The following is a 25,402-nucleotide window of genomic DNA, read 5'->3' as shown; positions in this document are numbered from 1 at the left end:
CCGGCGTCCTGCCGGGTTACCCACGGATTCAAGCCTGCGTTCGGCCAGCGTGGTTTAACGGGGCGCCCAGGATCAAAAGCAGATCAAGATCAAAAGCCACGGCCAGATCAAGAGCGGCTCGCTTCGCATCGTGGTTACGGTTAAGTGCTACGCAGGTGTGTAGATACCTATGCTATCGGGGGGAAGTGTCCTTCCACATCTGATTATTTCCTTGCTGCAATCATCGCCAGAAATCCCGGCATCGCCGCCTGCCTGTCCGCCTCGACCTTTTGCGCATTGGGCATCTCATTCAAACGCCCCAGCAACGCCTTCGCCTGCGGCAACTGCGCCAGCAGGTCCAGTCCGAACAGCTTTTCGCCTACCCCACAGGCCAGATTCAAGCTGTACATGAAATACAGATCGGCAATCGTGAAGTGCTCTCCCGCCACATAGGGCGCGAATTTACCGTGCCGGCCTAACGTACCGACCCCCAGCAACAATTCAGCGCGGGACTTCTCCTTGATTGCCTCCGGCACCGTCATGCCAAAAAAGGCTTCGGCGAAGCACGCCCGTGCCGGCAATTCGATATACAGCTCGATTTCCCGGCACAACGCCAGCACCTGGGCACGCTGGAACGAGTCGGCTGGCAGCAGCGCAGGCCCTTCCTGTGTCTGCTCAAGGTATTCGAGGATCACGCTGGTTTCGTTGATGAAGCCTTGTTCGACACCCAGCACGGGCACTTTGCCTCGCGGGCTCACCGCCAGGGCTTCAGGCGTTTGTCCTGCGTAAAAAGGCACCTCCTCGAAAGGCAGCCCTTTCTCCAGCAGCGCCAGCTTGACCATGTTGTAGTAGTTACTGACCGAAAATCCATAAAGCTTGAGCATCGCAAAGCCTCCAGGCCGGGTGCGGGGTTGGCTGCAAGCGTTATAGACGCTGAGGCTGGGACTGGCCAGCAGCATCAGCGGCCTGAATGGCGTTAGACTGGCGCCCTTTCCTTGAGGAGCCTGCCATGAGCGAGCCGACCGATATCGACAATGACGAAGAAGAATTCACCGAAAGCACGCTGATCCAGGCCATCGAGAACCAGATCGACAGCGACAACCCGCCGGCGGCCAAGGCCACGTTCAACAAGCTGACGCTGGTCGGTTATGAGCGAGAAGAGATCCTGAATCTCATGGCCCACGTGCTGGCTTTCGAGATCGACGCGATGCTGGATGAGGACCGCGCCTTTGATACCCAATGGTATGAAACCGCGCTGCGGGCACTGCCCGAGCTGCCGCCTGAAAAGGAATAATCCGGCCGCGCTGCAACACGCTGGACAGTTCGGCAAAGTGCGTTCACCTTATGGCCTGCTAGCCTCTAATAAATTTTAGAACGTCTGGAGTCCTTATGTCGTATACCCCTGAGTTGGTTGCCGAACTGGAAATCCTTGTACTCTTCCCCCTGGACAGCACCAAGGAGGGTCTGAAAGTCCATCAGACCGCCGCTCCCACTGCCGTTGCCGCTGCCAGGCGCCTCCATGCCAAAGGGCTTATCGACCAACCGGACGGAGGCTACCTGACCAGCCTTGGCCGGGACGCCGCCGAGCAAGCCCAGACCTTGCTGACTATCTTGACCACCGCCTCCACCAAAGAAGCCGCCTGACCCCTGATCCCCGCCCATGGAGTCCGCCCTCTGCGGATTCCACGGGCGTTGCTGCGCAGCTCACAAAATTCTGCAGCCAACGTCCATTTCCTCTAAAACTCCTACGCGACTGTCTGTAAACTCCTACACGGCCGCCCACGTCGGGCCCTGCGAGCCACCGAGTTCGACATGACCCGCACCCATGAAATCCGCCCCGACCTGGACGAAGGCATCGACCGCAAGGTGCTGGCCCAATTGCGCGCGCGTTTCATGGCCCTCAACGAAGGGCGTATGGCCCGGGCGATCGAAGGGCTGACACCGCGCCAGCAGAGCGTGCTGACCCTGTTGCCACTGTTTTTTCACGTCAACCATCCGCTGCTGCCCGGCTATGTATCAGGCAGTACGCCAGCAGGTCTGTCGAATTTCGAACCCGACACCCAGGCCCTGACCGAAGCCCAGCGCCTGACCCGCTCGTTCTCCTACAAAGCCCGTCGCGGCAACCCGCCAACGCCCATTCACGGCCTGTTCCTGATGGGCAGCCTGGGCACGCTGGCCCAGGCGGATCAAAGCGATATGGACGTGTGGGTATGCCACGCGCCCGACCTGAGTGACAACGAGCTGGTCGAGCTGCGCAAGAAGTGCCAACTGCTGGAAGCCTGGGCCCAGACCATGGGCGCCGAGGCGCACTTCTTCCTGATTGAACCGACACGCTTTGTGCTGGGTGAACGGGACACGCAACTGAGCTCCGACGATTGCGGGACCACTCAGCACTACCTGCTGCTGGATGAGTTCTACCGCACCGCAATCTGGCTGGCCGGGCGCACGCCGATCTGGTGGCTGGTGCCGGTGTATGAAGAAAGCCGCTACGCCGAGTTCACCCACGCGCTGCTCACCAAACGTTTCATCCGCGCCGACGAAACCCTGGATCTCGGCCATCTGGCGCACATCCCTCCAGGGGAGTTCATCGGTGCCGGGCTGTGGCAATTGTTCAAGGGCATCGAATCGCCCTATAAATCGGTGCTCAAGCTGCTGCTGACCGAGGTCTATGCCAGCGAGCACCCCAACGTGCAGTGCCTGAGCCTGCGCTTCAAGCGCGCGGTGTTTGCCAATCAGATGGACCTGGATGAGCTGGACCCTTACATCGTGGTCTACCGCCGCATCGAGGAATACCTCAAGGCCCGCAATGAACCGGAGCGCCTGGAACTGGTACGGCGCAGCCTGTACCTGAAGGTCAACCGCAAGCTCAGCGCCGGCCAGCGCATTGCCAGTTGGCAACGACTGCTGCTGGAACGCCTGGCCCATGAATGGGACTGGGACCAGCGCCAACTGGCCCTGCTGGACAGCCGCAGCCAATGGAAAGTGCGTCAGGTCGCCTCCGAGCGCCGCGCCCTGGTCAACGAACTGAACTACAGTTATCGCTTCCTCACCCAGTTCGCCCGCACGGAACAGACCGTCAGCCCGATCAACCGGCGCGACCTCAATGTACTGGGCCGGCGCTTGTACGCAGCCTTTGAACGCAAGGCCGGCAAGGTCGAGTTCATCAACCCCGGCATTGCCCCGGACCTGGCCGAAGACACCTTGACCCTGGTGCACTCACCCAACCGCAAGGAGCCGGGGCAGCACCATTGGGGCCTGTATAACGGCAACCTCACCGCACTGGAATGGGAGCATTTCGCCCCCATCAAGCGCAGCCGCGACCTGCTGGAAATGCTTACCTGGTGCCATCGCAACGGGGTGATCGACAGCAGTACGCGCCTGGCGCTGCACCCGGGCGCCAGCGACATGACCGAGTTCGAGCTGTTCAACCTGCTGGGCAGCCTGCAGCAGACTATCGCCCTGCCCATGGCCAGCGTCGATGAAACCCGCCTGTTACGCTCGGCGGTGCCCGAAGAAGTGCTGTTGCTGATCAACGTCGGCGTCGACCCGCTCAAGCATCACCGCGACCTGAATATTCTGATGACCACCGAGCGTACCGACTCGCTGAGTTATGCCGGCGTGCGTGAGAACCTGGTACTGACCCTGGACCAGGTCACGCTCAATAGCTGGAACGAGGTGATGGTCAGCCGCTACGACGGGCCCCATGCGCTGCTCGACTGCCTGCGCGACTACCTCAACCAACTGCCGTCGGATCATTTGCCACGGTTGCGCGTGCGTTGCTTCTGTCACAACCGAGCGCAGTTCATTGCCCAGCGTGTGGAAGAGGTATTCGACACCGCGCAGAACCTGCTGCTCGGCCAGGCCAATCACCGCTACCTGCTGCAGGTGCAGCAGCACTATCACGTCATGGAGTTGATCCCCGGCCAAGCCACCCATGTACCGCTGCCGACCCAGGACGCGTTGATCGCCTATCTCAGCGAAGAGCTGGCCAGTTACAGCCCCTGGCACCTGGACGCGATGGCCCTGGAAGATCACGACCTGGCGCTGCTGCTGCCCATGGGTGCGGCCGATTGCATACAGGTGTTCTACCGGGTCCATGAAGAATTTGCCGAACTGTATGTGCTCGACGAATTCAATGCGCTCTGGCAGCAGCGTTTGCCGTTCCATGATGAGCAAAGCCTGCTGGCACCGCTGCAGCGTTTCCTGCTCTCGATCATCTATCGCCGCGAAGCACTATCGGCTCTGGACACCCAACAGCCGTTGGGCGAAGTGCAGATCGCGTATTACCAACTGCTGCCGTCGGGCAATGCCCGTGCTCGTCTCGTTGAGCCAAGGCCGGCTCCGCAAAACCGCGCCAACCAGCCGTTTTATGACGTGCAGGCGATTATCGCCAGGGCGGCGCCCGGGCAGGTGGGTATCACGCTGTACTGCAATCAGCGGGAATTTTCCGAATTGGAGTTTGGCGACCAGCTGTTTGCGGTAGTCGCCCGGGAAATCGTCGGGCAGCGCCGGGAAACCGAGCGTTACCGTTGCTACATCACCGATCTGGATCTGTCGGGCCTGCTTGGCGACGTGCAAAGCCCGAGCAATCTGTACCTGCGCTACAAGGCGGAGCTTGAGCTCGCGCTCAATCAGGCGCTGAAGCAGATTTAAAGCGCAAAGGCGCCGCCATCCTTGGGCTGGCCTTCGACACTCAGCAACTCAAGCTTGAGGGTCTTGCCGCCCGGTGCAGGCCAGTCAATATGCTGGCCCACTTGCAGACCGAGCAACGCGCTGCCCACCGGTGCCAGGATCGAGATCTTGCCTTCATCGGCGTTCGCGTCTTTCGGGTAAACCAGGGTCAGGTGGTAATCCTTGCCGCTGCCTTGCTCACGGCAATGCACGCTGGAGTTCATGGTCACGACACCCGCAGGCACCTCATCGTGGCCAACCACTTCTTCGGCGCGGTCGAGTTCGTGTTGCAACGCTTCGACACCGGGAAACTCGTCGCCCAGGCGGTCGATCAGTTGCTCCAGACGCTGCACGTCAAGACGGGTGAGAATGATGGACGGTGCGGTGGTCATGATTCAGGCAGACTCCTTTTTTCTGCACAAAAAAGCAAAACCCCGCCAGGAAAAGGCGGGGTTCTCACGGGCCTCGATGAGTTGAGGCGTACCCGGACACTACCACAGCGTCACAAATAAACAAGACGACTTCAGGCCTGGGCTCGGCGCTGCTCGGCCTCGGCACAGATCACCCGACGCCGCTCATCGTCGGCGGAGCGCCATTCGCGGATGTCTTCCACATGGCGGAAACAGCCGAGGCAGACTTTCTGCTCGTCCAGGCGACATAAACTGATACAAGGTGACGGCACCGCCGGGCTGACATTGCTGAACAGCGGCTTGGGCGGGCGCGTGGGTGCGGACTGGCTCACGGTCAAATCTCGTCGAAATCCAGCTCGGCGCCGGATTGTTCCAGAACCAGACGCGCCAGCATCTCGCTGAGCAGCTCATCGCTGCTATCGCATTGCCAATTGTTGTCTTCTTCGTTGTAGTCGAAGTGAAAACCACCGGAACGTGCCGCCAGCCACAACTGCCGCAACGGTTCCTGACGGCTGAAGATCAACTGAGTGCCGTTTTCGAACTTGACCGTCAGCACGCCGGCCGAGTTTTCCAGGTCCACGTCCAAACCGCTGTCGTCGAAAATATCTTCCAGCGCCTGCTGGGTCGCATCCACCAGGTCGTGAAAACGGGCTTCGGTCAAACTCATTGTGGCAACCTCGAAAGTGTCTGGTTTTGCTCAAGCGCCGCACGATACGGACGCGCCCCGCCGATTGCAAAGGATACCGATTTCATCATAGATGGCGGTATGAAATATCCTCAACCAACGTAGCCCGCTTCCCGACTATCTCGGCAAACCCCCGCCGGACGGGTATTCCAGCGCATAGGCAAGCTGGCGGGTGGTCGGTATACTCGGGCGCAATTAATGCATATTCAAGGATTTCGCCATGAAGCGCCTGATCTCTTCCCTTGCTGCGCTCGTCGCGGTTGCTTGCCTCGTCAGTGCCTGTGGTCAGAAAGGACCGCTGTACCTGCCTGACGACAGCAAAGACCCGAACGAACAGGCGCAGTCGTCGCAAAAGCCGTCCAAAGCGCACAAGCACGACACTTACTAAGGGATCCCCATGGACGCTTTTAACTACCGGGACGGCGAGCTGTTCGCGGAAGGCGTGGCGCTGTCCGCGATTGCCCAGCGCTTCGGTACCCCGACCTATGTGTATTCGCGCGCCCATATCGAAGCGCAATACCGCTCGTTCACCGACTCGCTCGAAGGCGTGCCGCATCTGGTGTGCTACGCGGTCAAAGCCAACTCCAACCTGGGCGTGCTCAATGTCCTGGCGCGCCTTGGCGCCGGTTTCGACATTGTGTCCCGTGGCGAGCTGGAACGGGTATTGGCCGCTGGCGGCCAGGCCGACAAGATCGTGTTCTCCGGCGTCGGCAAGAGCCGCGAAGACATGCGTCGCGCCCTGGAAGTGGGCGTGCATTGCTTCAACATCGAGTCCACCGACGAACTGGAGCGCCTGCAGGTCGTGGCCGCCGAGCTGGGCGTTCGCGCGCCGATCTCCCTGCGCGTCAATCCGGACGTCGACGCCGGCACTCACCCGTACATTTCCACCGGTCTCAAAGAGAACAAGTTCGGCATCGCCATCGCCGACGCCGAAGACGTGTACATCCGCGCCGCGCAATTGCCGAACCTGGACGTGCTGGGCGTCGACTGCCATATCGGCTCGCAACTGACCACCCTGCCGCCGTTCCTGGATGCCCTGGACCGCCTGCTGGCGCTGATCGACCGCCTGGGCGACTGCGGCATCTACCTGCATCACATCGATCTCGGTGGGGGTGTGGGCGTGCGTTATCGCGATGAAGAGCCGCCGCTGATTGCCGACTACATCAAGGCCGTGCGCGAGCGTATCGAAGGGCGCGACCTGACGCTGATGTTCGAGCCGGGCCGCTATATCGTCGCCAACGCCGGTGTACTGCTGACCCAGGTCGAGTACCTCAAGCACACCGAGCACAAGGACTTCGCCATCGTCGACGCGGCGATGAACGACCTGATCCGCCCGGCGCTGTACCAGGCCTGGATGAACGTCACGGCAGTGGCGCCGCGCCACAGCCAGGCGCGTGCGTACGACATTGTCGGCCCGATCTGTGAGACCGGCGACTTCCTGGCCAAGGATCGTCAGCTGGCCCTGGAGGAAGGCGACCTGCTGGCCGTGCATTCGGCCGGTGCCTATGGGTTTGTCATGAGTTCCAACTACAACACTCGCGGCCGCGCCGCCGAGGTGCTGGTGGACGGTGATCAAGCGTTTGAAGTGCGTCGCCGCGAGACGGTAGCCGAGTTGTATGCTGGCGAAAGCCCGCTGCCGGAGTAAGCCATGCTGCTGCGTTTTACCAAGATGCACGGGCTGGGCAATGACTTCATGGTTCTCGACCTGGTCAGCCAGCACGCGCACATCCTGCCCAAGCACGCCAAACAATGGGGCGACCGCCATACCGGTATCGGCTTCGACCAACTGCTGCTGGTGGAAGCGCCGACCAACCCGGAGGTGGACTTCCGTTATCGGATCTTCAACTCCGACGGCTCCGAAGTGGAACAGTGCGGCAACGGTGCGCGCTGCTTCGCGCGCTTTGTGCTGGACAAGCGTTTGACCGCCAAGCGCCAGATTCGCGTCGAAACCAAGGGCGGCGTGATCGAACTGGATGTGCGCAGTGACGGCCAGATCAGCGTCAACATGGGCGCGCCACGCCTGGTGCCGGCGGACATTCCGTTCCAGGCGCCCGAGCAGGCCCTCAGTTATGCGCTGGACGTGGACGGCAACACGGTCGATATCGCGGCTGTGTCCATGGGCAACCCCCATGCGGTGCTGCGCGTCAACGACATCAACAATGCACCCGTGCACGAACTGGGGCCGAAGATCGAACATCACCCGCGCTTTACAGCGCGGGTCAACGTGGGCTTCCTGCAGGTGATCGACCGTTCCCGTGCGCAATTGCGTGTGTGGGAACGCGGCGCCGGCGAAACCCAGGCCTGCGGCACTGGCGCCTGCGCCGCTGCCGTGGCCGCGATCAGCCAGGGGTGGATGGATTCGCCGCTGCTGATCGACCTGCCGGGTGGACGCTTGTCCATCGAATGGGCAGGCCCTGGCCACCCGGTGATGATGACCGGGCCGGCCACGCGTGTATACGAAGGACAGGTCCGTCTATGAGTGAGCCAAGCCAATGACCGATAAGCCTCAAGTACCCGCCCCCGTCACCTCAAGTGAAAGCCTGGAGGCCGCTGCGGTTGCGGCGTACCTTGAGGCTCATCCGGACTTCTTCGTCGAGCACGAAGAATTGCTCCCGGCCTTGCGCATCCCTCACCAACGCGGCGATACCGTGTCGTTGGTGGAGCGGCAGATGAAGATCCTGCGCGAGCGCAATATCGAAATGCGCCACCGCCTTTCGCACCTGATGGACGTCGCTCGCGACAACGATCGCCTGTTCGAAAAGACCCGTCGCCTGATCCTGACCCTGATGGACGCCGCCAGCCTGGAAGAAACAGTGATGGCGGTGGAAGACAGCCTGCGCCAGGACTTCCAGGTGCCATTTGTCAGCCTTATCCTGTTCAGCGATAACCCAATGCCGGTAGGTCGCTGGGTCAGCGGTGGCGAAGCACAGACCGCTATCGGCGGCCTGCTTTCGGAAGGCAAGACCATCAGCGGTACGCTGCGCGAGCATGAACTGGATTTCCTGTTCGGCGCCGAACAGCGCAAACAGATCGGCTCTACCGCCGTGGTTGCCCTCAGCCACCAAGGCCTGCACGGCGTACTGGCCATTGCCAGCCGTGATCCGGCGCACTATAAAAGCTCGGTGGGCACCCTGTTCCTGACCTATATCGCCGAAGTGCTGGGCCGCGTCCTGCCGCGTTTCACCACTGCCCTGCGCGCGGTGCGCTAGCCATGGAACGGCAACTGGACGCTTACTGCGCTCACCTGCGCAACGAGCGCCAGGTGTCGCCTCATACCCTGCAAGCCTACCGGCGGGACTTGAACAAGGTCCTGGCCTATTGCGAAAAACAGCAGGTTGCCAGCTGGAAAGCCCTGGATATCCAGGGCCTGCGCAGCCTGGTCGCACGGCTGCACCAGCAAGGCCAGTCCTCGCGCAGCCTGTCGCGCCTGCTCTCAGCGGTACGCGGCCTCTATCACTACCTCAACCGCGAGGGCCTGTGCGACCACGACCCGGCCAACGGCCTGTCGCCGCCCAAAGGCGAGCGACGCCTGCCCAAGACCCTGGACACCGACCGCGCCCTGCAACTGCTGGATGGCGCGATCGAGGATGACTTCCTTGCCCATCGCGACCAGGCCATCCTCGAACTGTTCTACTCCTCGGGCCTGCGCCTGTCGGAGCTGACCGGCCTGAACCTTGAGCAACTGGACCTGGCCGATGGGCTGGTGCAGGTACTGGGTAAAGGCAGCAAGACACGCGTGCTGCCCGTCGGCAGGAAGGCTCGCGAAGCCCTGCAGCTGTGGCTGCCGTTACGTGCGCTGGCCAATCCGAAAGACGACGCGGTATTCATCAGCCAACAAGGCCGACGCCTGGGGCCACGGGCCATTCAGCTGCGCGTGAAGGCCGCCGGCGAACGCGAACTGGGGCAAAACCTGCACCCGCATATGCTCAGGCACTCTTTTGCCAGCCATATGCTGGAGTCATCCCAGGACCTGCGCGCGGTCCAGGAGCTGCTCGGCCACGCCGATATCAAGACCACGCAAATCTACACCCACCTCGACTTCCAGCACCTGGCAACGGTGTACGACAGCGCCCATCCACGGGCCAAACGCATCAAGGGCGGCGACTCATGAGCATCAAGCTGATCACCTTCGACCTGGACGACACGCTCTGGGACAACGTACCCGTCATCATCAGCGCCGAAGCGTCAATGCGCGAATGGTTGGCGGTCAATGCATCCAGGGTCGGCGACCTGCCCCTGGAGCATTTCGCCAGCCTGCGCCAACAGGTGCTGGAACGTCATCCTGAGCTCAAACACCGCATCAGCGTCCTGCGCCATCGCGTATTGCTGCATGCGTTCGAAGAGGCCGGCTATCCGCAGCCCGAAGCGACAGAGATGGCCTATGTGTGTTTTGAGGCGTTCATTCATGCGCGGCACCAGCTCACGGTCTTCCCCGAAGCCGAACCGATGCTCAAAGCGCTACGCCAGCACTTCCTCCTGGGGGTGATCACCAACGGCAATGCCGACGTACAACGTGTAGGCCTGGCGGACTACTTCCACTTTGCCCTGCGCGCTGAAGACATCGGTATCGCCAAGCCGGATGCGCGGTTGTTTGAGGAAGCGTTGCAGCGCGGCGGTGTGGACGCCAGTGCGGCGGTGCATGTGGGCGATCACCCCGGGGATGACATCGCCGGCGCGCAGCAGGCGGGGTTACGGGCGGTGTGGTTTAACCCCAGCGCCAAGGCATGGGAAGCAGATAAGCGCCCTGATGCAGAGATTCGCAGCCTGACGGAGTTGCCGGCGTTGCTGCGCAGTTGGCAGTAACACTGGAGATCCAAATGTGGGAGGGGGCTTGCCCCCTCCCACAGTTGGGTCACCACAAGGCTCAAGTAAATCACCAGGCATGAAAAAACCCGCAGCGACGGCGGGCTTCTTCTTACAAGCAGTCAGCTGACCTCAGATGGGACGGCTGCCGTACTTGTTATCCGGCTTCTTCGGTGGATCCGCAACCACATTGGGCTCGACCTCGACCACTTTGCCGCCTTTGGCGAGGAATTCTTCCATCGCTCGGGCCAGGGCATCGCGCTCTTTGTTCTTGGCCTCAACGCTGGGCAGCTCGTCTACCGAAACAGCAGCCTTGGCCTTGCCTTTGGCCTTGGGAGCGGCATCGTCGGCAGCACTGTCCTCGAGGTCTTCAGCAACGTCATCAGCCGCCACTTCAAGACTGTCTTCAGTGTCCTCTTCGTCACCTACTTCAAGGTCGTCGTTTTCCAGATCATCGTCGCTCATGTTCTACCTCATGACTTGCGAAAAGCAGATTAGTTATAGCCCAGCTTTACCCTCTGTCGAGGCCGCCGGAAAAAAATCAACATCCACTGGATCACCAGTGGCTTATGCCCCTTCACCGTGCAAGGTGGCGAGGACTTCACGAGCACCGCCATGATCACGGTGCTCGCCCAGATAAACACCTTGCCAGGTCCCCATCGCCAAGCGGCCGGCCTTCACCGGCAAACTCAGCTGGCAGCCCAGGAGACTGGCCTTGAAGTGCGCCGGCAGATCATCCGGGCCTTCGTCGTTGTGTTCGAAGCCTGCCTCGCCTTGCGGCACCAGCAGGTTGAAAAAACGTTCGAAGTCGCGGCGGACCGCCGGATCGGCATTCTCGTTGACCGTCAACGAGGCCGAGGTGTGCTGCAGCCACAGATGCAACAGGCCCACGCGGCAGGCCTTCAATTCAGGCAGGCCGGCAAGCAACTCGTCGGTCACCAGGTGAAAGCCCCGGGGCTTGGCCCGCAGCGTAATCAGGGTCTGTTGCCACATACAGTTCTCCGCCCATCGGCGCGCATTCTAGCGCGCTCTGGAAAAAAACAAAGTGCCGAATACGCCCACATGCCTGTAAGACATTCGCACCCTTGAAAGTGCCGTGTGGATCGCACCACAAAGTCGATGGAAAACCCATGCAACTTATAGTCAAAGACAAACACCAGGCAAAAAAATGCCCGGCAAGCCGGGCATCTTTTTTTCGTGTAATTACAAGTTGTAACCGCGCTCGTTGTGTTGCGCCAGATCGAGGCCGACCGCCTCTTCCTCTTCAGTGACCCGCAGGCCCATGACCATGTCCAGTACCTTGAGAATGACGTAGGTGACAATCGCCGTGTAGATCACGGTGAAGCCGACCCCTTTGCACTGGATCCAGACCTGTGCAGCGATGTCGGTGGTAGCGGCATTGAAGCCACCCATCGATGGAGCCGCGAACACGCCGGTCAGGATCGCGCCGAGGATACCGCCGATACCGTGCACGCCGAAGGCGTCCAGGGAATCGTCGTATCCCAGCTTGCGTTTGAGAGTAGTGGCGCAGAAGAAGCACACCACACCCGCTGCCAGGCCGATGACCAAAGCGCCCATCGGGCCCACGGTGCCGGCAGCTGGAGTGATTGCGACCAGGCCGGCCACTACGCCCGAGGCGATGCCCAGTGCGCTTGGCTTACCGTGGGTGATCCACTCCGCGAACATCCAGCCCAGCGCAGCGGCGGCAGTGGCGATCTGGGTGACCAGCATCGCCATACCGGCCGTGCCGTTGGCCGCGGCAGCGGAACCGGCGTTGAAGCCGAACCAGCCGATCCACAGCATGGCCGCGCCGATCAAGGTGTAACCCAGGTTGTGCGGTGCCATCGGGGTGGTCGGGAAGCCTTTGCGCTTGCCGAGCACGATGCACGCCACCAGGCCAGCCACACCGGCGTTGATGTGCACCACGGTGCCACCGGCAAAATCCAGCACACCCCAGTCCCACATCAGGCCGCCGTTGCCGCTCCAGACCATGTGCGCAATCGGCGCATAGACCAGGGTGAACCAGATGGCCATGAAGATCAGCATCGCGGAAAACTTCATGCGCTCGGCGAATGCACCGACGATCAGCGCCGGAGTGATGATGGCAAACGTCATCTGGAAGGTGATGAACACCGCTTCCGGGAACAGCGCCGCAGGCCCGGTGATGCTGGCCGGAGTGACGCCTGCCAGGAATGCCTTGCCCATGCCGCCGAAGAAGGAGTTGAAGTTGACGACGCCCTGTTCCATACCGGTGGTATCGAACGCAATGCTGTAGCCGTAGACAACCCACAGGATGCTGATCAGGCCAGTGATGGCGAAGCACTGCATCATCACCGACAGGATATTTTTGGAGCGGACCATACCGCCGTAGAACAGCGCCAGGCCAGGAATGGTCATGAACAGCACCAGTGCGGTGGCGGTCAGCATCCAGGCGGTATCGCCGGAGTTGAGGACTGGAGCCGCCACTTCGTCCGCCGCCATGGCAAGGCTTGGCATTACGATGGACAACAGGGCTCCGAGCCCTGCGAATTTACGCAGAGTCATAGTGTTTTTCTCCTGGGGCGTTGGGGTTTGGCGGCTTAGATTGCGTCGGTATCGGTTTCGCCGGTACGAATGCGGATAGCCTGTTCCAGATTGACCACGAAGATCTTGCCGTCACCGATCTTGCCGGTGTTGGCGGCCTTGGTTATCGCCTCGATAACCCGGTCAAGATCCTTGTCGTCAATGGCGACATCAATCTTCACCTTCGGCAGGAAATCGACCACGTATTCCGCACCGCGATACAGCTCGGTATGACCCTTCTGCCGACCGAAGCCCTTGACCTCAGTAACGGTAATGCCCTGCACGCCGATCTCGGACAGTGACTCGCGTACGTCGTCCAACTTGAACGGCTTGATGATGGCAGTGACTAGCTTCATGAAAACTCTCTCCCGAATTGGTGGACTTGCCCCAGGAAAACAAACCCGTCTCAAGTCTAAGCGCAGTGCCTGGCTTTGTAACGCATCGTCGCCTGCGTATTACCGTGGCGACGCCAGCGAACCACTGGTGACGAAACCTGTACCCCTGATCCGTCGGCGCACTGCATTCGTCACAGCGACTGCATCAGTGCATGGGTCATGATCGTCTAAGCAGAAACCTTGCCAGCTCCGTAAAAATCACTGAAATCAGTCCGTTGCCCACTTATGCCCACCTGCGGGGCGCTCCGGCGACGGCGATGCGCATCAAAACAGTGCGCGACCGCCCATCCCTATGCGCGAAAAGCGTGCGTGCCGGGCCATGAAAAGACTATAGACGCTGCGTGATACACTGCCGGCCAACTGTTTTCCGGAATATTTCCCATGCTCGCGCCCAAAGACTTCCTCGACGCCCTGAGCGGCCACGCCTCTCGCCTGTTCAGCGGCGACACCCCGCTGCCCCGCAACGAAATCGAAAGCCAGTTCAAGGCCCTGCTGCAAAGTGGCTTCAGCAAGCTCGATCTGGTCAGCCGTGAAGAATTCGACAGCCAGATGGTGGTGTTGGCCCGCACGCGTGCACGGCTGGAGAGCCTGGAAGCGAAGGTAGCGGAACTGGAAGCGCGGCTGACGCCCCCATCGGCCGAATAAACCCGATGAGTGTGGGAGGCAAGCCCTGATGCCGCCCCCTGTAGGAGCGAGCTTGCTCGCGAAAAATGTTAACGATAACGCGTGCTTCCTGAATGAACGCGGTGCCCGTGAGTTTTTCGCGAGCAAGCTCGCTCCTACAAAAAGCCTTAGCATCAGGGCTTGCCCCCTCCCTCACTTCGTTGTCTGGATACGTTCTGTAAAACCTCCCCGCCATCCTTATTCCCACCTCGTCTACCCTTGAATAATCCGCAGGAAGCGGCCCCCCATTCAAGGATCGAGCATGTCCCTCGCCATCGTTCACAGCCGCGCCCAGGTCGGCGTCGAAGCCCCCGCCGTCACTGTTGAAGTGCACATGGCCAATGGGCTGCCGTCACTGACGCTGGTGGGCTTGCCGGAAGCTGCGGTGAAGGAAAGCAAGGACCGCGTGCGCAGCGCCATTCTCAACTCGGCCCTGCAGTACCCGGCGCGGCGCATCACGCTCAACCTGGCGCCCGCCGACCTGCCCAAGGACGGCGGGCGTTTTGATCTGGCGATTGCCCTGGGGATCCTGGCGGCCAGCGTGCAGGTGCCGGCGCTGATGCTCGATGAGGTCGAGTGCCTGGGGGAGTTGGCGCTGTCCGGCGAAGTACGCGCGGTCAAAGGCGTGTTGCCGGCCGCCTTGGCGGCGCGCAAGGCCGGGCGCACCTTGATAGTGCCCAGGGCAAACGCTGAGGAGGCGTGCCTGGCGTCAGGGTTGACGGTGGTTGCGGTGGATCACTTGCTACAGGTGGTGGCGCACTTGAATGGGCATGTGCCGATCGAGCCCTACCGGTCGGACGGCCTGTTGTACCTGAACAAACCTTACCCGGACCTCAGCGAAGTCCAGGGCCAAATGGCTGCCAAGCGAGCGCTGCTGATCGCGGCGGCGGGGGCGCATAACCTGCTGTTCAGCGGCCCGCCCGGCACCGGCAAGACACTGCTCGCCAGCCGCCTGCCGGGGTTGCTGCCACCGCTCAGTGAACAGGAAGCGCTGGAAGTCGCGGCGATTCAATCGGTGGTCAGCCTGGCACCGTTGAGCCATTGGCCGCACCGGCCGTTTCGCCAGCCGCACCATTCGGCCTCGGGCCCTGCGCTGGTCGGCGGCGGCTCGAAGCCGCAACCGGGGGAAATCACCCTGGCCCACCACGGCGTGTTGTTCCTGGATGAATTGCCGGAATTTGACCGCAAGGTGCTGGAAGTCCTGCGCGAGCCGCTTGAGTCGGGACATATCGTGATTTCCCGCGCCCGTGACCGGGTGAGCTTCCCGGCGCGCTTTCAACTGGTCGCGGCGATGAACCCCTGCCCGTGCGGTTATATGGGCGAACCCAGCGGCCGTTGCCGGTGTACGCCGGAACAGATACAGCGCTATCGCAACAAGCTCTCGGGGCCGTTGCTGGACCGGATCGACCTGCACCTGACGGTGGCGCGGGAAGCCACGGCGCTGAGCCCGGCACAACAGACCGATGACACCACCGCGAAAACGGCCGCCTTGGTGGCCGACGCACGGGAACGCCAGCAACGACGCCAGGGCTGCGCCAATGCCTTCCTCGACCTGCCGGGGCTGCGCGAGTACTGCACGCTGGCGAAGGTCGACGAAGGCTGGCTGGAGAACGCCTGCGAGCGGCTGACGCTGTCGTTGCGCGCGGCTCATCGCTTGCTCAAGGTGGCGCGTACGTTGGCGGACCTGGAACAACAAGACGCCATCGCTCGCCACCATTTGCAAGAGGCCTTGCAATACCGCCCGGCAGCGAGCTCTTGAGTGGCTTAGCGGAAGCGATCCACCTCATGCCGCAAGCCCGCCGCCAGGGTTTCCAGCTCTTTGGCGGTGATCGCCAGGTTCGACACCACTTCACGCTGCTCGCTGTTGGCCAGTGCGATGCTTTGCAAATTACTGCTGAGCAACGTCGCGGTGCTGCTCTGCTCCTGGGTGGCGGTGGTGATTGCGGCGAACTGCTGACCGGCCGAGCGGCTCTGCTCGTCGATGCGCGCCAGGGCCGAGGCCACATCCGCGTTGCGCGACAGGCCTTCCTGCATCAACACGTTGCCGTGCTCCATGGTACTGATGGCATTGCCGGTTTCCTGCTGGATGCTCTGGATCATTACGGAAATTTCATCGGTGGCCTGGCGGGTGCGAGAGGCCAGGTTGCGCACTTCGTCTGCGACCACGGCAAAGCCGCGACCTTGCTCACCGGCGCGGGCCGCTTCGATGGCGGCATTGAGCGCGAGCAGGTTGGTCTGTTCGGCAATCGAGGTAATCACGCCGACGATACCGCCGATTTCCTGGGAGCGCTGGCCCAGGGTGTTGATCACCGTAGCGGTGCTGTTCAGCGCGGTGGCGATATGTTCCAGGGACGACGACGCTTCTTCCATCGAGGTACGCCCGATACGGGTCTGCTGGGCATTTTCCTGGGCCAGACGCTCGGTATTGCCCATGTTGTCGGCGATATTCAGCGAGGTGGCGCTGAATTCTTCCACCGCGCCGGCCATGCTGGTGATTTCGCCGGACTGCTGCTCCATGCCTTCATAGGCGCCGCCAGACAACCCCGACAGCGCCTGGGCCCGGCTGTTGACCTCTTCAGCCGCCTTGCGGATGTGCGAAACCATGGTCGACAGTGCCTCGCCCATCTGGTTGAAGCTGCGCGCCAACTGGCCGATTTCGTCATGGCTGGAGACATTCAGGCGCGCACTCAGATCACCTGCGCCGAGCGCTTCAGCCTGACGCACCAGGTCACTCAACGGCGCGAGCTTGCTGCGCAACAGCCATACCGTGGCCCCCACAGCCAACAGCATGGCCAGCACGCTGCCAATGACCAGGCGCATCCCCACGTCCCACGTCACAGCACGAATCTCGGCCTTGGGCATACTTGCCACGACCGCCCAAGGGCCGCCCTCGAAGGGGACCGACACGCTGTAGAAATCTTCGTTCTTGTCACTCCAGAAGCGGCCTTCACCGGGTTTCTTCGCCAAGTCGAGCATCACGGCGACCGCTTGATCCAAGGCTTGCACACCGGCCGGCGGCACCAACCAGTGCTTCTGCTCATCCAGCAGCGACAAGGAACCGGTCTGGCCGATACGGAAGCGCTTGAGGTTGTCGAACTGGGCTTTTTGTTCGTCGGTGTAGTCGAAGCCGATGAACAATACCGCGATGACTTTTCCGCTGGCATCACGCACCGGGCTGTACTGGGTCATATAGGAGCGATCGAACAACACGGCCCGGCCGATATAGGCCTGCCCGTTGAACACACGCTGGTAGGCCGGGCCCTGGCGATCCAGCACGGTGCCGATGGCGCGGTTGCCATCCTGCTTGGTCAGGGAGGTGCTGATACGGATGAAGTCATCGCCGCTGCGCACGAACACCGTGGCCACGCCGCCGGACATGTCCTTGAATTCGTCCACTTCGCCGAAGTTGTTGTTCAGCAACTCGCCGCCCAGGTACAGGCTTGGGGTTTGTACACCGGCCACGGCGACAGGCTGGTCCGCACGCACGCTCAAACCGGCGCCGAAGCGCTTTTCAAACAGCCCGCTCAAACGCTGAGTGCTCTCGCGCAAGGTGCTGTGGAAGGTATTGAGCTGGTCGGCGAGCAAACGCGCCTCGCTGGCCAGGTGCTCCTCACGGGTCGCGAGGTTGGCGGTATCGAGCGAGCGTAGTGCGAAAACGGTACTGCCGCTGATGACGACCGCCAGAATCACGGCTAATGCGAGGCCTAACTGGGAAGCGATCCGAGCGCGAGGTTGAGACATGACAGCTCCTGAGCCGAGGCCAGGATCATCCTGATCTCTTAGCGCTGCTCGGCGAATTATCTAGTGGGAAACGTTGGGGCACGATTGGTCCAGCACACCTACTTCGGCGCGGTTTCACAATACTTGAGCGATTCACAGAGGTATGACGCAATCGATTGCCGTGCATAGACCAACCCCTTCATTCGAGGCGAGTCACCGCGGGCAAGACCATCGCCTGCACCTCGCTCTGCAGAAACTCCGCCAGGCGCCGCAAGCGCTCACCCCCGGGCCGGGTTTTCGGCCACACCAGGTAATAACTTTCCCCGCTGGCGACGGCCGTTGGCCACGGCAGGCTCAAGCGTTTCTGGGCGACGTCCTCGGCCACCATCAACAGGTCTCCCATGGACACGCCATAGCCGCGCGCGGCAGCGATCATGCCCAGCTCCAGCGTGTCGAACACCTGCCCACCCTTGAGCGAGACCCGGGAGGTCAGCCCCATGTGCTCCAGCCAGTAACGCCAGTCACGCCGGTCCGGTGTCGGGTGCAGCAGTTCGGCCGTTGCCAGCCGCTGCACGTCCCAGGGGCCGTCATCCAATAGATTGGGCGCGCCCACCGGAATCAGCATTTCGGCAAACAGGTGGCTGGCCTCCCAGTCCGCCGGAAAGTGCCCGTTACTGAGCAACACTGCGCAATCGAACGGTTCCTGATTGAAGTCCACTTCATCGATGTTCATCCACGCGCTGGTGAGCTGCACTTCATTGCCCGGCTGCAGGGCCCGAAAGCGGCTCAATCGCGCCAACAGCCAGCGCATGGTCAGGGTGGACGGTGCTTTCATACGCAAGATGTCATCTTCGGCGTTCAGGGTATGGCAGGCGCGCTCCAGGGCGGCGAAACCTTCGCGCACGCCGGGCAGCAACAAGCGCGCCGCCTCCGTGAGTTGCAAGGTACGGCCGCTGCGCTGGAACAGCCGGCAGGCGAAATGCTCTTCGAGGGTACGGATATGCCGGCTGACCGCACTCTGGGTAATCGACAACTCCTGCGCCGCGCGGGTGAAGGAGTGGTGACGGGACGCGGCCTCGAATGCCCGCAGGGCATAAAGCGGGGGAAGACGACGAGACATTTTGATGACTCCGACAGCGCAATGGCCAAACCCTACCAGAATCAATCAGGCATGAGTTTTAATCATGCAAACGATCGCTTTTATCCCTTTGTGCAATGCGCCGAAAGCGCCGAGAATCAACCCTTCCCCACCTCCCTGACATTTCGAGAGCGATGATCATGCAGCATCCGGCACGTACCGAACTCTGGGCCATTCTGCGGCTGGCGGGGCCGTTGATTGCCTCACAGTTGGCGCACATGCTGATGGTGTTGACCGACACCCTGATGATGGCGCGCTTGAGCCCCGAAGCCCTGGCCGGCGGTGGCCTGGGCGCGGCGAGCTATTCGTTCGTGGCGATTTTCTGCATCGGCGTGATCGCGGCAGTGGGCACCCTTGTGGCCATCCGTCACGGCGCGGGCGACATCGACGGCGCCACCCGGCTGACCCAGGCCGGGCTGTGGCTCGCCTGGTTGATGGCCCTGGCGGCGGCGCTGCTGCTGTGGAACCTCAAGCCGGTGCTGCTGATGTTCGGCCAGACCGAAACCAACGTGCAGGCCGCCGGGCAATTTCTGACCCTGCTGCCGTTCGCCCTGCCCGGCTATCTGAGCTTCATGGCACTGCGCGGCTTCACCAGCGCCATCGGCAAAGCCACCCCGGTGATGGTCATCAGCCTGTGCGGCACGGTGGTCAACTACCTGCTCAATCACGCGCTGATCGAAGGCATGTTCGGCCTGCCCAAACTCGGGCTGATGGGCATTGGCCTGGTCACAGCCATCGTCGCCAATGGCATGGCGTTGGCACTGATGTGGTACATCCGCAGCAACCGCACCTACGCCGCCTATCCACTGAGCAGCGGGCTGCTGCGCCTCAATACCCGGTACCTGCGCGAGTTGTGGCGCCTGGGCCTGCCGATTGGGGGCACCTATGCGGTGGAAGTCGGGCTGTTCGCGTTTGCGGCGCTGTGCATGGGCACCATGGGCAGTACGCAGTTGGCGGCGCACCAGATTGCCCTGCAGATCGTCTCGGTGGCGTTCATGGTTCCGGCGGGGATGTCCTACGCGGTGACCATGCGTATCGGCCAGCATTATGGCGCCGGGCAGTTGCTGCGGGCACGCATGGCCGGACGGGTCGGCATCGGCTTTGGTGCCCTGTTGATGCTGGGGTTTGCCCTGGTGTTCTGGCTGTCTGCCGACCCGCTGATCGGGCTGTTCCTCGACCATGACGATCCGGCGTTTCATGATGTCATCGTCCTGGCCGTCAGCCTGCTGGCCGTCGCCGCCTGGTTCGAGCTGTTCGATGGTGTGCAGACCATTGCCATGGGCTGCATCCGCGGCCTCAAGGACGCCAAGACCACGTTCCTGGTGGGGCTCGGTTGCTACTGGCTGATCGGCGCGCCAGCAGCCTGGTTGATGGCGTTCACCCTGGGCTGGGGGCCGACCGGTGTGTGGTGGGGCCTGGCGTTGGGGTTGGCGTGCGCGGCGGTGAGCCTGACCTGGGCGTTCGAGGCGAAGATGAAGCGGATGATTCGGCGAGAACCGGACATACAGCCTGCCTTTCAGGCGGCACAGACAGAGTAAAGCCCTGCTCGGTCAGACCTGTGGGAGGGGGCTTGCCCCCTCCCACAGGTCTGACCGAGTTTACAACTCAGCCCAACAACGCCTGCTGGCTTTTGCCGGAGGTCAGATACTCCACCAGCTCAGTCAACGGCAACGGTTTACTGATCAGGTAACCCTGGGCCTGATCGCAACCAAACAGTCTCAGAAGCTCAAGCTGCTCAGGGGTTTCCACGCCTTCGGCCACCACTTCCAGGTTGAGGTTATGGGCCAGGTTGATCATGGCGTGTACCAGCTTGCGATTCTCTTCGCGCTCTTCCATGCCACCGACGAAGCTCTTGTCGATCTTCAACAAGGCAATCGGCAGGCTGTTGAGGTGCACAAACGATGAGAAACCGGTACCAAAGTCATCCAGGGAAAACCGCACACCGAGGCGGCCGAGGGCGTCCATGGTCTGTTTAACCAGGTCGCTGCGACGCATCACGGCGGTTTCGGTCAGCTCGAACTCCAGCCATTGTGCTTCCACGCCGCGCTCGGCAATCAGCCGGCTGAGTGTCGAGAGCAATTGGCTGTCCTGGAACTGGCGAAACGACAGGTTGACCGCCATGTGCAACGCCGGCAGGCCGCGTTCGCGCAGGTCCTGCATGTCGCGCAGGGCCCGGGAAATCACCCAGTAACCCAACGGCACGATCAGGCCGCTCTGCTCGGCCAGGGGCACGAACTCGCTCGGCGGCAACAGGCCACGCTCGCCATGGCGCCAGCGCACCAGGGCCTCGAGGCCGACGATATGCCCGTCATCCAGGTCCAGGCGCGGCTGGTAATGCAGCTCCAGCTCATCGCGGCGCAAGGCACGGCGCAACTCGCTTTCCAGGTCGGCCAGGCTGCGCGCGTTGCGGTTGATGCGTTCGTTGAAGATATGAAAGGTACAGCCCTGGGTGCTTTTGGCCTGTTGCATGGCGATATGGGCGTGCCACATCAACGGGTCGGCCCCGGCGCGGGCCCGGGCATGCGCCACACCCAAACTGCAGCCGATCAGCAGGCTCTCGCCGTCCACCCAGTAAGGCTCAGCCATAACTTCGGTGATGCGTTCGGCCATCCATTCGGCGCGCTGGGGCGCACGGCGGGTGTCGATCAGCAGCGCGAACTCATCGCTGCCCAGGCGCGCCAGTTGATCACCGGCTTCAAGCTGGCTCTTGAGCCGTGAGACCACCTGCAGGATCAAGCGGTCGCCGGCCTGGTGACCGAGGGCATCGTTGGCGTGACGGAAATTGTCCAGGTCCAGATGACCGAGGGCCAGGCCGCGGCCTTCGTTTTCCGCCAGCCGTGCCGCCAGCAAGGTCTGGAAACCCTGACGATTGGCAATACCGGTCAGCGGATCCTGTTCGGCCAGGCGCTGCAACGTGTTTTCCAGCACGCCACGCTCGCGCACATGGCGCAGGCAGCGGCGCAAGGTACCGGCGTCCAGCGCAGAATGGATCAGCCAATCGCTGACGCCGAGCGGCGCAACCAGTGGTTCCTGTTCCAGCAGCAATACACACGGCAGGCTGCAACGACCGGGACCGGGTTGCAGGTTGGGCGTGGTCAAGAGCACCGCTTCGTGATCGTCGTCGAACAGACGACTCACCGAGTCCCAACTGGGGGCACTGATCAGCACAGCCCCATCGCCCATCGGCGCCAGGCACTCGCGCAACAACGCTGCCCACGCCGGCGTATCGGCCAGCAGCAGCAAACGCAAGGGTTCGACAGGCGTAGACAAGCTAGCTCCCTAGACTCTGCAAAAATTCGTTGGCGGCGGGCATTATGACGTGCGGCCTGACGATAACAAATGCATGACCAATGATAGGTGTTATCAAACACGCAGACTGTGAAAAATAGTTGCGATACCCACGACATCCTGCGGCAAAGTAACAAAACCGGCAAATTTAGATCGAGTGGTACGTCACACCGTCGTTCTAAGGCAGCAGAATCTTGCCAGCCTGTTAAAATGCCCGCCCTTTTGAATAACGACTCCCTGAACTCTGTATGTCCCGACTCAATCCCCGGCAGCAAGAAGCCGTGAACTACGTCGGCGGCCCTCTATTGGTGCTCGCCGGTGCTGGCTCCGGCAAGACCAGCGTGATTACCCGCAAGATCGCGCACCTGATCCAGAACTGCGGCATCCGCGCCCAGTACATCGTCGCCATGACCTTCACCAACAAGGCGGCGCGGGAAATGAAAGAGCGCGTCGGCACCCTGCTCAAGGGTGGCGAAGGCCGTGGCCTCACCGTGTGCACGTTCCACAACCTGGGGCTGAACATCATCCGCAAGGAACATGCGCGGCTGGGCTACAAGCCGGGTTTCTCGATCTTCGACGAGACCGACGTCAAAGCCTTGATGACCGACATCATGCAGAAGGAATACGCGGGCGACGACGGCGTCGACGAGATCAAGAACATGATCGGCGCCTGGAAAAACGACCTGGTCCTGCCCGCCGAAGCCCTGGAAGCCGCGCGCAATCCCAAGGAGCAGACCGCCGCCATCGTCTACACCCACTACCAGCGCACGCTCAAGGCGTTCAACGCGGTGGACTTCGACGACCTGATTCTGCTGCCGGTCAAACTGTTCCAGGAACACAAGGACATCCTGGAAAAGTGGCAGAACAAGGTGCGCTACCTGCTGGTGGACGAATACCAGGACACCAACGCCAGCCAATACCTGCTGGTGAAGCTGCTGATCGGCACGCGCAATCAGTTCACCGTGGTGGGCGACGATGACCAGTCGATCTACGCCTGGCGCGGCGCCCGCCCGGAAAACCTGATGCTGCTCAAGGATGACTATCCGTCGCTGAAAGTGGTGATGCTGGAGCAGAACTACCGCTCCACCAGCCGTATCCTGCGCTGCGCCAACGTGCTGATTTCCAACAACCCCCACGAGTTTGAAAAACAACTGTGGAGCGAGATGGGTCATGGCGACGAAATCCGTGTGATCCGCTGCCGCAACGAAGACGCCGAAGCCGAGCGCGTGGCGGTGGAAATCCTCAGCCTGCACCTGCGCACCGACCGCCCTTACAGCGACTTTGCGATCCTGTATCGCGGCAACTACCAGGCCAAGCTGATCGAACTGAAATTGCAGCACCACCAGGTGCCGTATCGCCTGTCGGGCGGCAACAGCTTCTTCGGGCGCCAGGAAGTCAAAGACCTGATGGCCTACTTCCGCCTGATCGTGAACCCGGATGACGACAACGCCTTCCTGCGCGTGATCAACGTGCCGCGTCGGGAAATCGGTTCGACGACCCTGGAAAAGCTCGGCAACTACGCCACCGAACGCAAGATCTCGATGTACGCCGCTACCGACGAAATCGGCTTGGGCGAACACCTGGACACCCGCTTCACCGATCGCCTGTCGCGCTTCAAGCGCTTCATGGACAAGGTCCGTGAGCAGTGCGCCGGCGAAGACCCGATCAGTGCCCTGCGCAGCATGGTCATGGACATCGACTATGAAAACTGGCTGCGCACCAACAGTTCCAGCGACAAGGCCGCGGACTACCGCATGGGCAACGTCTGGTTCCTGATCGAAGCCCTGAAGAACACCCTGGAAAAAGACGAAGACGGTGAAATGACCGTCGAAGACGCCATCGGCAAGCTGGTGCTGCGCGACATGCTTGAGCGCCAGCAGGAAGAGGAAGACGGCGCCGAAGGGGTGCAGATGATGACCTTGCATGCGTCCAAGGGCCTGGAATTCCCCTACGTGTTCATCATGGGCATGGAAGAGGAAATCCTCCCGCACCGCTCCAGCATCGAAGCCGACACCATCGAGGAAGAACGGCGCCTGGCCTACGTGGGGATTACCCGCGCGCGTCAGACACTGGCCTTCACTTTCGCCGCCAAGCGCAAGCAATACGGCGAAATCATCGATTGTGCCCCCAGCCGGTTCCTCGATGAGCTGCCGCCGGATGACCTGGCCTGGGAAGGCAACGACGACACCCCGACCGAGGTGAAGGCCGTTCGCGGCAACAGCGCCCTGGCCGATATACGCGCGATGTTAAAGCGCTAGAATCGACTACTTTTTAATCTACTTTCGGCGCCTGTTGCGCCATCAGAGGAAGCTTTCCGTGGAAGCACTGCACAAGAAAATTCGCGAAGAAGGCATCGTGCTTTCCGATCAGGTACTCAAGGTTGACGCCTTTCTGAACCACCAGATCGACCCGGCACTGATGAAACTGATCGGCGACGAATTCGCCGCGCTGTTCAAGGACTCGGGCATCACCAAGATCGTCACCATCGAAGCCTCGGGCATCGCTCCGGCGATCATGACCGGCCTGAACCTCGGCGTGCCCGTGATCTTCGCGCGCAAGCAGCAGTCCCTGACCCTCACCGAAAACCTGCTGTCGGCGACGGTGTACTCCTTCACCAAGAAAACCGAAAGCACCGTGGCGATCTCCCCGCGCCACTTGACCAGCAGCGACCGCGTGCTGGTCATCGATGACTTCCTGGCCAACGGCAAGGCGTCCCAGGCGCTGATTTCGATCATCAAGCAGGCCGGCGCGACCGTGGCCGGCTTGGGCATTGTGATCGAGAAGTCGTTCCAGGGCGGCCGTGCCGAGCTGGATGCGCAGGGTTATCGGGTTGAATCGCTGGCACGGGTGAAGTCGCTGGCCGGTGGGGTGGTGACCTTCATCTGAATCAACGCGGCTCAAAATGTGGGAGGGGGCTTGCTCCCGATAGCGGTGTATCAGTCACCCAATGTGTTGACTGACACACTGTCATCGGGGCATGAGTATCTACACAACTTTTAGGTACCCCGCGGGACCCTATGGGAGGGGGCTTGCCCCCGATGGCGGCCTCTGGGCCGACCAGGATGTTGGATCAGATCGAGTACATATC

At 61.6% G+C, this 25,402-nt stretch carries 25 protein-coding genes; 14 read left to right on the top strand and 11 right to left on the bottom strand.

Features of this window, described 5'->3' with window-relative positions:
• Positions 1–203: 203 nt before the first annotated feature.
• Entirely contained in the window at positions 204–863 is a 660-nt protein-coding gene (locus BFP90_RS23560) for a glutathione S-transferase family protein (RefSeq protein WP_065898103.1), read from the bottom strand.
• Positions 864–988: 125 nt separating this feature from the next.
• Between BFP90_RS23560 and BFP90_RS23555 the strand changes: the two genes are divergently transcribed.
• The 3 genes from BFP90_RS23555 (at position 989) to BFP90_RS23545 (ending at position 4,632) form a co-directional block, all read left to right on the top strand.
• Positions 989–1,273 carry a hypothetical protein gene (locus tag BFP90_RS23555; protein ID WP_065898102.1) on the top strand — a complete coding sequence of 95 codons (285 nt, stop codon included), beginning with the start codon at positions 989–991 and terminating at the stop codon, positions 1,271–1,273.
• A gap of 95 nt (positions 1,274–1,368) precedes the next feature.
• The gene (locus BFP90_RS23550) at positions 1,369–1,623 is read left to right on the top strand and encodes a TIGR02647 family protein (protein ID WP_065886976.1); all 255 of its coding nucleotides are present in this window, start codon (positions 1,369–1,371) and stop codon (positions 1,621–1,623) included.
• A gap of 168 nt (positions 1,624–1,791) precedes the next feature.
• Positions 1,792–4,632, top strand: a complete 2,841-nt coding sequence (locus tag BFP90_RS23545) for a class I adenylate cyclase (RefSeq protein WP_065898101.1) — start codon at positions 1,792–1,794, stop codon at positions 4,630–4,632.
• On the opposite strand, the gene rnk is transcribed toward BFP90_RS23545, so the two are convergent.
• The 3 genes from rnk to cyaY all read right to left on the bottom strand — a co-directional run bounded on the left by rnk (position 4,629) and on the right by cyaY (position 5,727).
• Complete coding sequence (rnk, locus tag BFP90_RS23540; protein ID WP_065893930.1) at positions 4,629–5,042, bottom strand: nucleoside diphosphate kinase regulator; 414 nt, start codon at positions 5,040–5,042, stop codon at positions 4,629–4,631. The genes BFP90_RS23545 and rnk overlap by 4 nt on opposite strands.
• Positions 5,043–5,173: 131 nt before the next feature.
• Positions 5,174–5,392: a DUF1289 domain-containing protein gene (locus BFP90_RS23535; RefSeq protein WP_065893991.1), complete on the bottom strand. Its 219-nt coding sequence runs from the start codon at positions 5,390–5,392 to the stop codon at positions 5,174–5,176.
• Between the two features lie 2 nt (positions 5,393–5,394).
• On the bottom strand, positions 5,395–5,727 hold the full coding sequence (gene cyaY, locus BFP90_RS23530) for an iron donor protein CyaY (RefSeq protein ID WP_065886973.1): 333 nt from the start codon (positions 5,725–5,727) through the stop codon (positions 5,395–5,397).
• A gap of 238 nt (positions 5,728–5,965) precedes the next feature.
• On the opposite strand from cyaY, the gene BFP90_RS27770 reads away from it, so the two are divergent.
• From BFP90_RS27770 to BFP90_RS23505, 6 genes are read left to right on the top strand one after another with little or no spacing between them, the layout of a single operon-like run.
• Positions 5,966–6,133, top strand: a complete 168-nt coding sequence (locus BFP90_RS27770; RefSeq protein WP_003195417.1) for an LPS translocon maturation chaperone LptM — start codon at positions 5,966–5,968, stop codon at positions 6,131–6,133.
• Between the two features lie 9 nt (positions 6,134–6,142).
• Positions 6,143–7,390: a diaminopimelate decarboxylase gene (lysA, locus tag BFP90_RS23525; RefSeq protein ID WP_065898100.1), complete on the top strand. Its 1,248-nt coding sequence runs from the start codon at positions 6,143–6,145 to the stop codon at positions 7,388–7,390.
• 3 nt (positions 7,391–7,393) lie between these two features.
• On the top strand, positions 7,394–8,224 hold the full coding sequence (dapF, locus tag BFP90_RS23520) for a diaminopimelate epimerase (protein WP_065893932.1): 831 nt from the start codon (positions 7,394–7,396) through the stop codon (positions 8,222–8,224).
• A gap of 13 nt (positions 8,225–8,237) precedes the next feature.
• Positions 8,238–8,954: a DUF484 family protein gene (locus BFP90_RS23515; protein ID WP_065886971.1), complete on the top strand. Its 717-nt coding sequence runs from the start codon at positions 8,238–8,240 to the stop codon at positions 8,952–8,954.
• Between the two features lie 2 nt (positions 8,955–8,956).
• Positions 8,957–9,856, top strand: coding sequence for a tyrosine recombinase XerC (gene xerC, locus BFP90_RS23510; RefSeq protein ID WP_065886970.1), 900 nt, complete (start codon positions 8,957–8,959; stop codon positions 9,854–9,856).
• Entirely contained in the window at positions 9,853–10,548 is a 696-nt protein-coding gene (locus BFP90_RS23505) for an HAD family hydrolase (RefSeq protein ID WP_065898099.1), read from the top strand. The genes xerC and BFP90_RS23505 overlap by 4 nt, the downstream gene beginning before the upstream one ends.
• A 132-nt stretch (positions 10,549–10,680) precedes the next feature.
• On the opposite strand, the gene sutA is transcribed toward BFP90_RS23505, so the two are convergent.
• From sutA to glnK, 4 genes are all read right to left on the bottom strand, one after another.
• Positions 10,681–11,013: a transcriptional regulator SutA gene (gene sutA, locus BFP90_RS23500; protein WP_065886968.1), complete on the bottom strand. Its 333-nt coding sequence runs from the start codon at positions 11,011–11,013 to the stop codon at positions 10,681–10,683.
• A 102-nt stretch (positions 11,014–11,115) separates the two neighbouring features.
• Positions 11,116–11,541, bottom strand: coding sequence for a secondary thiamine-phosphate synthase enzyme YjbQ (locus tag BFP90_RS23495; RefSeq protein WP_065898098.1), 426 nt, complete (start codon positions 11,539–11,541; stop codon positions 11,116–11,118).
• A gap of 210 nt (positions 11,542–11,751) precedes the next feature.
• Positions 11,752–13,092: an ammonium transporter gene (locus BFP90_RS23490; protein ID WP_065886966.1), complete on the bottom strand. Its 1,341-nt coding sequence runs from the start codon at positions 13,090–13,092 to the stop codon at positions 11,752–11,754.
• Positions 13,093–13,127: 35 nt separating this feature from the next.
• Entirely contained in the window at positions 13,128–13,466 is a 339-nt protein-coding gene (glnK, locus tag BFP90_RS23485; protein ID WP_002555808.1) for a P-II family nitrogen regulator, read from the bottom strand.
• 420 nt (positions 13,467–13,886) lie between these two features.
• Between glnK and BFP90_RS23480 the strand changes: the two genes are divergently transcribed.
• Complete coding sequence (locus BFP90_RS23480) at positions 13,887–14,150, top strand: accessory factor UbiK family protein (protein WP_003195432.1); 264 nt, start codon at positions 13,887–13,889, stop codon at positions 14,148–14,150.
• A gap of 280 nt (positions 14,151–14,430) precedes the next feature.
• A complete protein-coding gene (locus tag BFP90_RS23475; protein WP_065898097.1) occupies positions 14,431–15,927 on the top strand; it encodes a YifB family Mg chelatase-like AAA ATPase in 1,497 nt (498 codons plus the stop codon).
• Positions 15,928–15,932: 5 nt separating this feature from the next.
• Here BFP90_RS23475 and BFP90_RS23470 read toward each other — a convergent pair whose 3' ends face one another.
• Positions 15,933–17,909 carry a methyl-accepting chemotaxis protein gene (locus BFP90_RS23470; RefSeq protein WP_065898096.1) on the bottom strand — a complete coding sequence of 659 codons (1,977 nt, stop codon included), beginning with the start codon at positions 17,907–17,909 and terminating at the stop codon, positions 15,933–15,935.
• Between the two features lie 178 nt (positions 17,910–18,087).
• Entirely contained in the window at positions 18,088–19,008 is a 921-nt protein-coding gene (locus tag BFP90_RS23465) for a LysR substrate-binding domain-containing protein (RefSeq protein ID WP_065893958.1), read from the bottom strand.
• Positions 19,009–19,160: 152 nt separating this feature from the next.
• Between BFP90_RS23465 and BFP90_RS23460 the strand changes: the two genes are divergently transcribed.
• Positions 19,161–20,564, top strand: coding sequence for a NorM family multidrug efflux MATE transporter (locus BFP90_RS23460; protein ID WP_065898095.1), 1,404 nt, complete (start codon positions 19,161–19,163; stop codon positions 20,562–20,564).
• Positions 20,565–20,631: 67 nt separating this feature from the next.
• Here the strand turns inward: BFP90_RS23460 and BFP90_RS23455 are convergent, their stop codons facing one another.
• The gene (locus tag BFP90_RS23455; protein ID WP_065898094.1) at positions 20,632–22,296 is read right to left on the bottom strand and encodes a putative bifunctional diguanylate cyclase/phosphodiesterase; all 1,665 of its coding nucleotides are present in this window, start codon (positions 22,294–22,296) and stop codon (positions 20,632–20,634) included.
• A 266-nt stretch (positions 22,297–22,562) separates the two neighbouring features.
• On the opposite strand from BFP90_RS23455, the gene rep reads away from it, so the two are divergent.
• Together rep and BFP90_RS23445 are read left to right on the top strand one after the other, a co-directional pair.
• Positions 22,563–24,572, top strand: a complete 2,010-nt coding sequence (gene rep, locus BFP90_RS23450) for a DNA helicase Rep (protein WP_065893961.1) — start codon at positions 22,563–22,565, stop codon at positions 24,570–24,572.
• A 58-nt stretch (positions 24,573–24,630) separates the two neighbouring features.
• The gene (locus tag BFP90_RS23445) at positions 24,631–25,200 is read left to right on the top strand and encodes a xanthine phosphoribosyltransferase (protein ID WP_003176890.1); all 570 of its coding nucleotides are present in this window, start codon (positions 24,631–24,633) and stop codon (positions 25,198–25,200) included.
• Positions 25,201–25,402: the final 202 nt, after the last annotated feature.

Origin of the sequence: Pseudomonas sp. 24 E 13 (assembly GCF_900004715.1) — a bacterium.
In the GTDB taxonomy this organism is placed as follows: Bacteria; Pseudomonadota; Gammaproteobacteria; order Pseudomonadales; family Pseudomonadaceae; genus Aquipseudomonas; species Aquipseudomonas orientalis_A.
The sequence above is the reverse complement of the archived record's forward strand: the minus strand, read 5'-3'. Positions and strand labels throughout refer to the sequence as shown.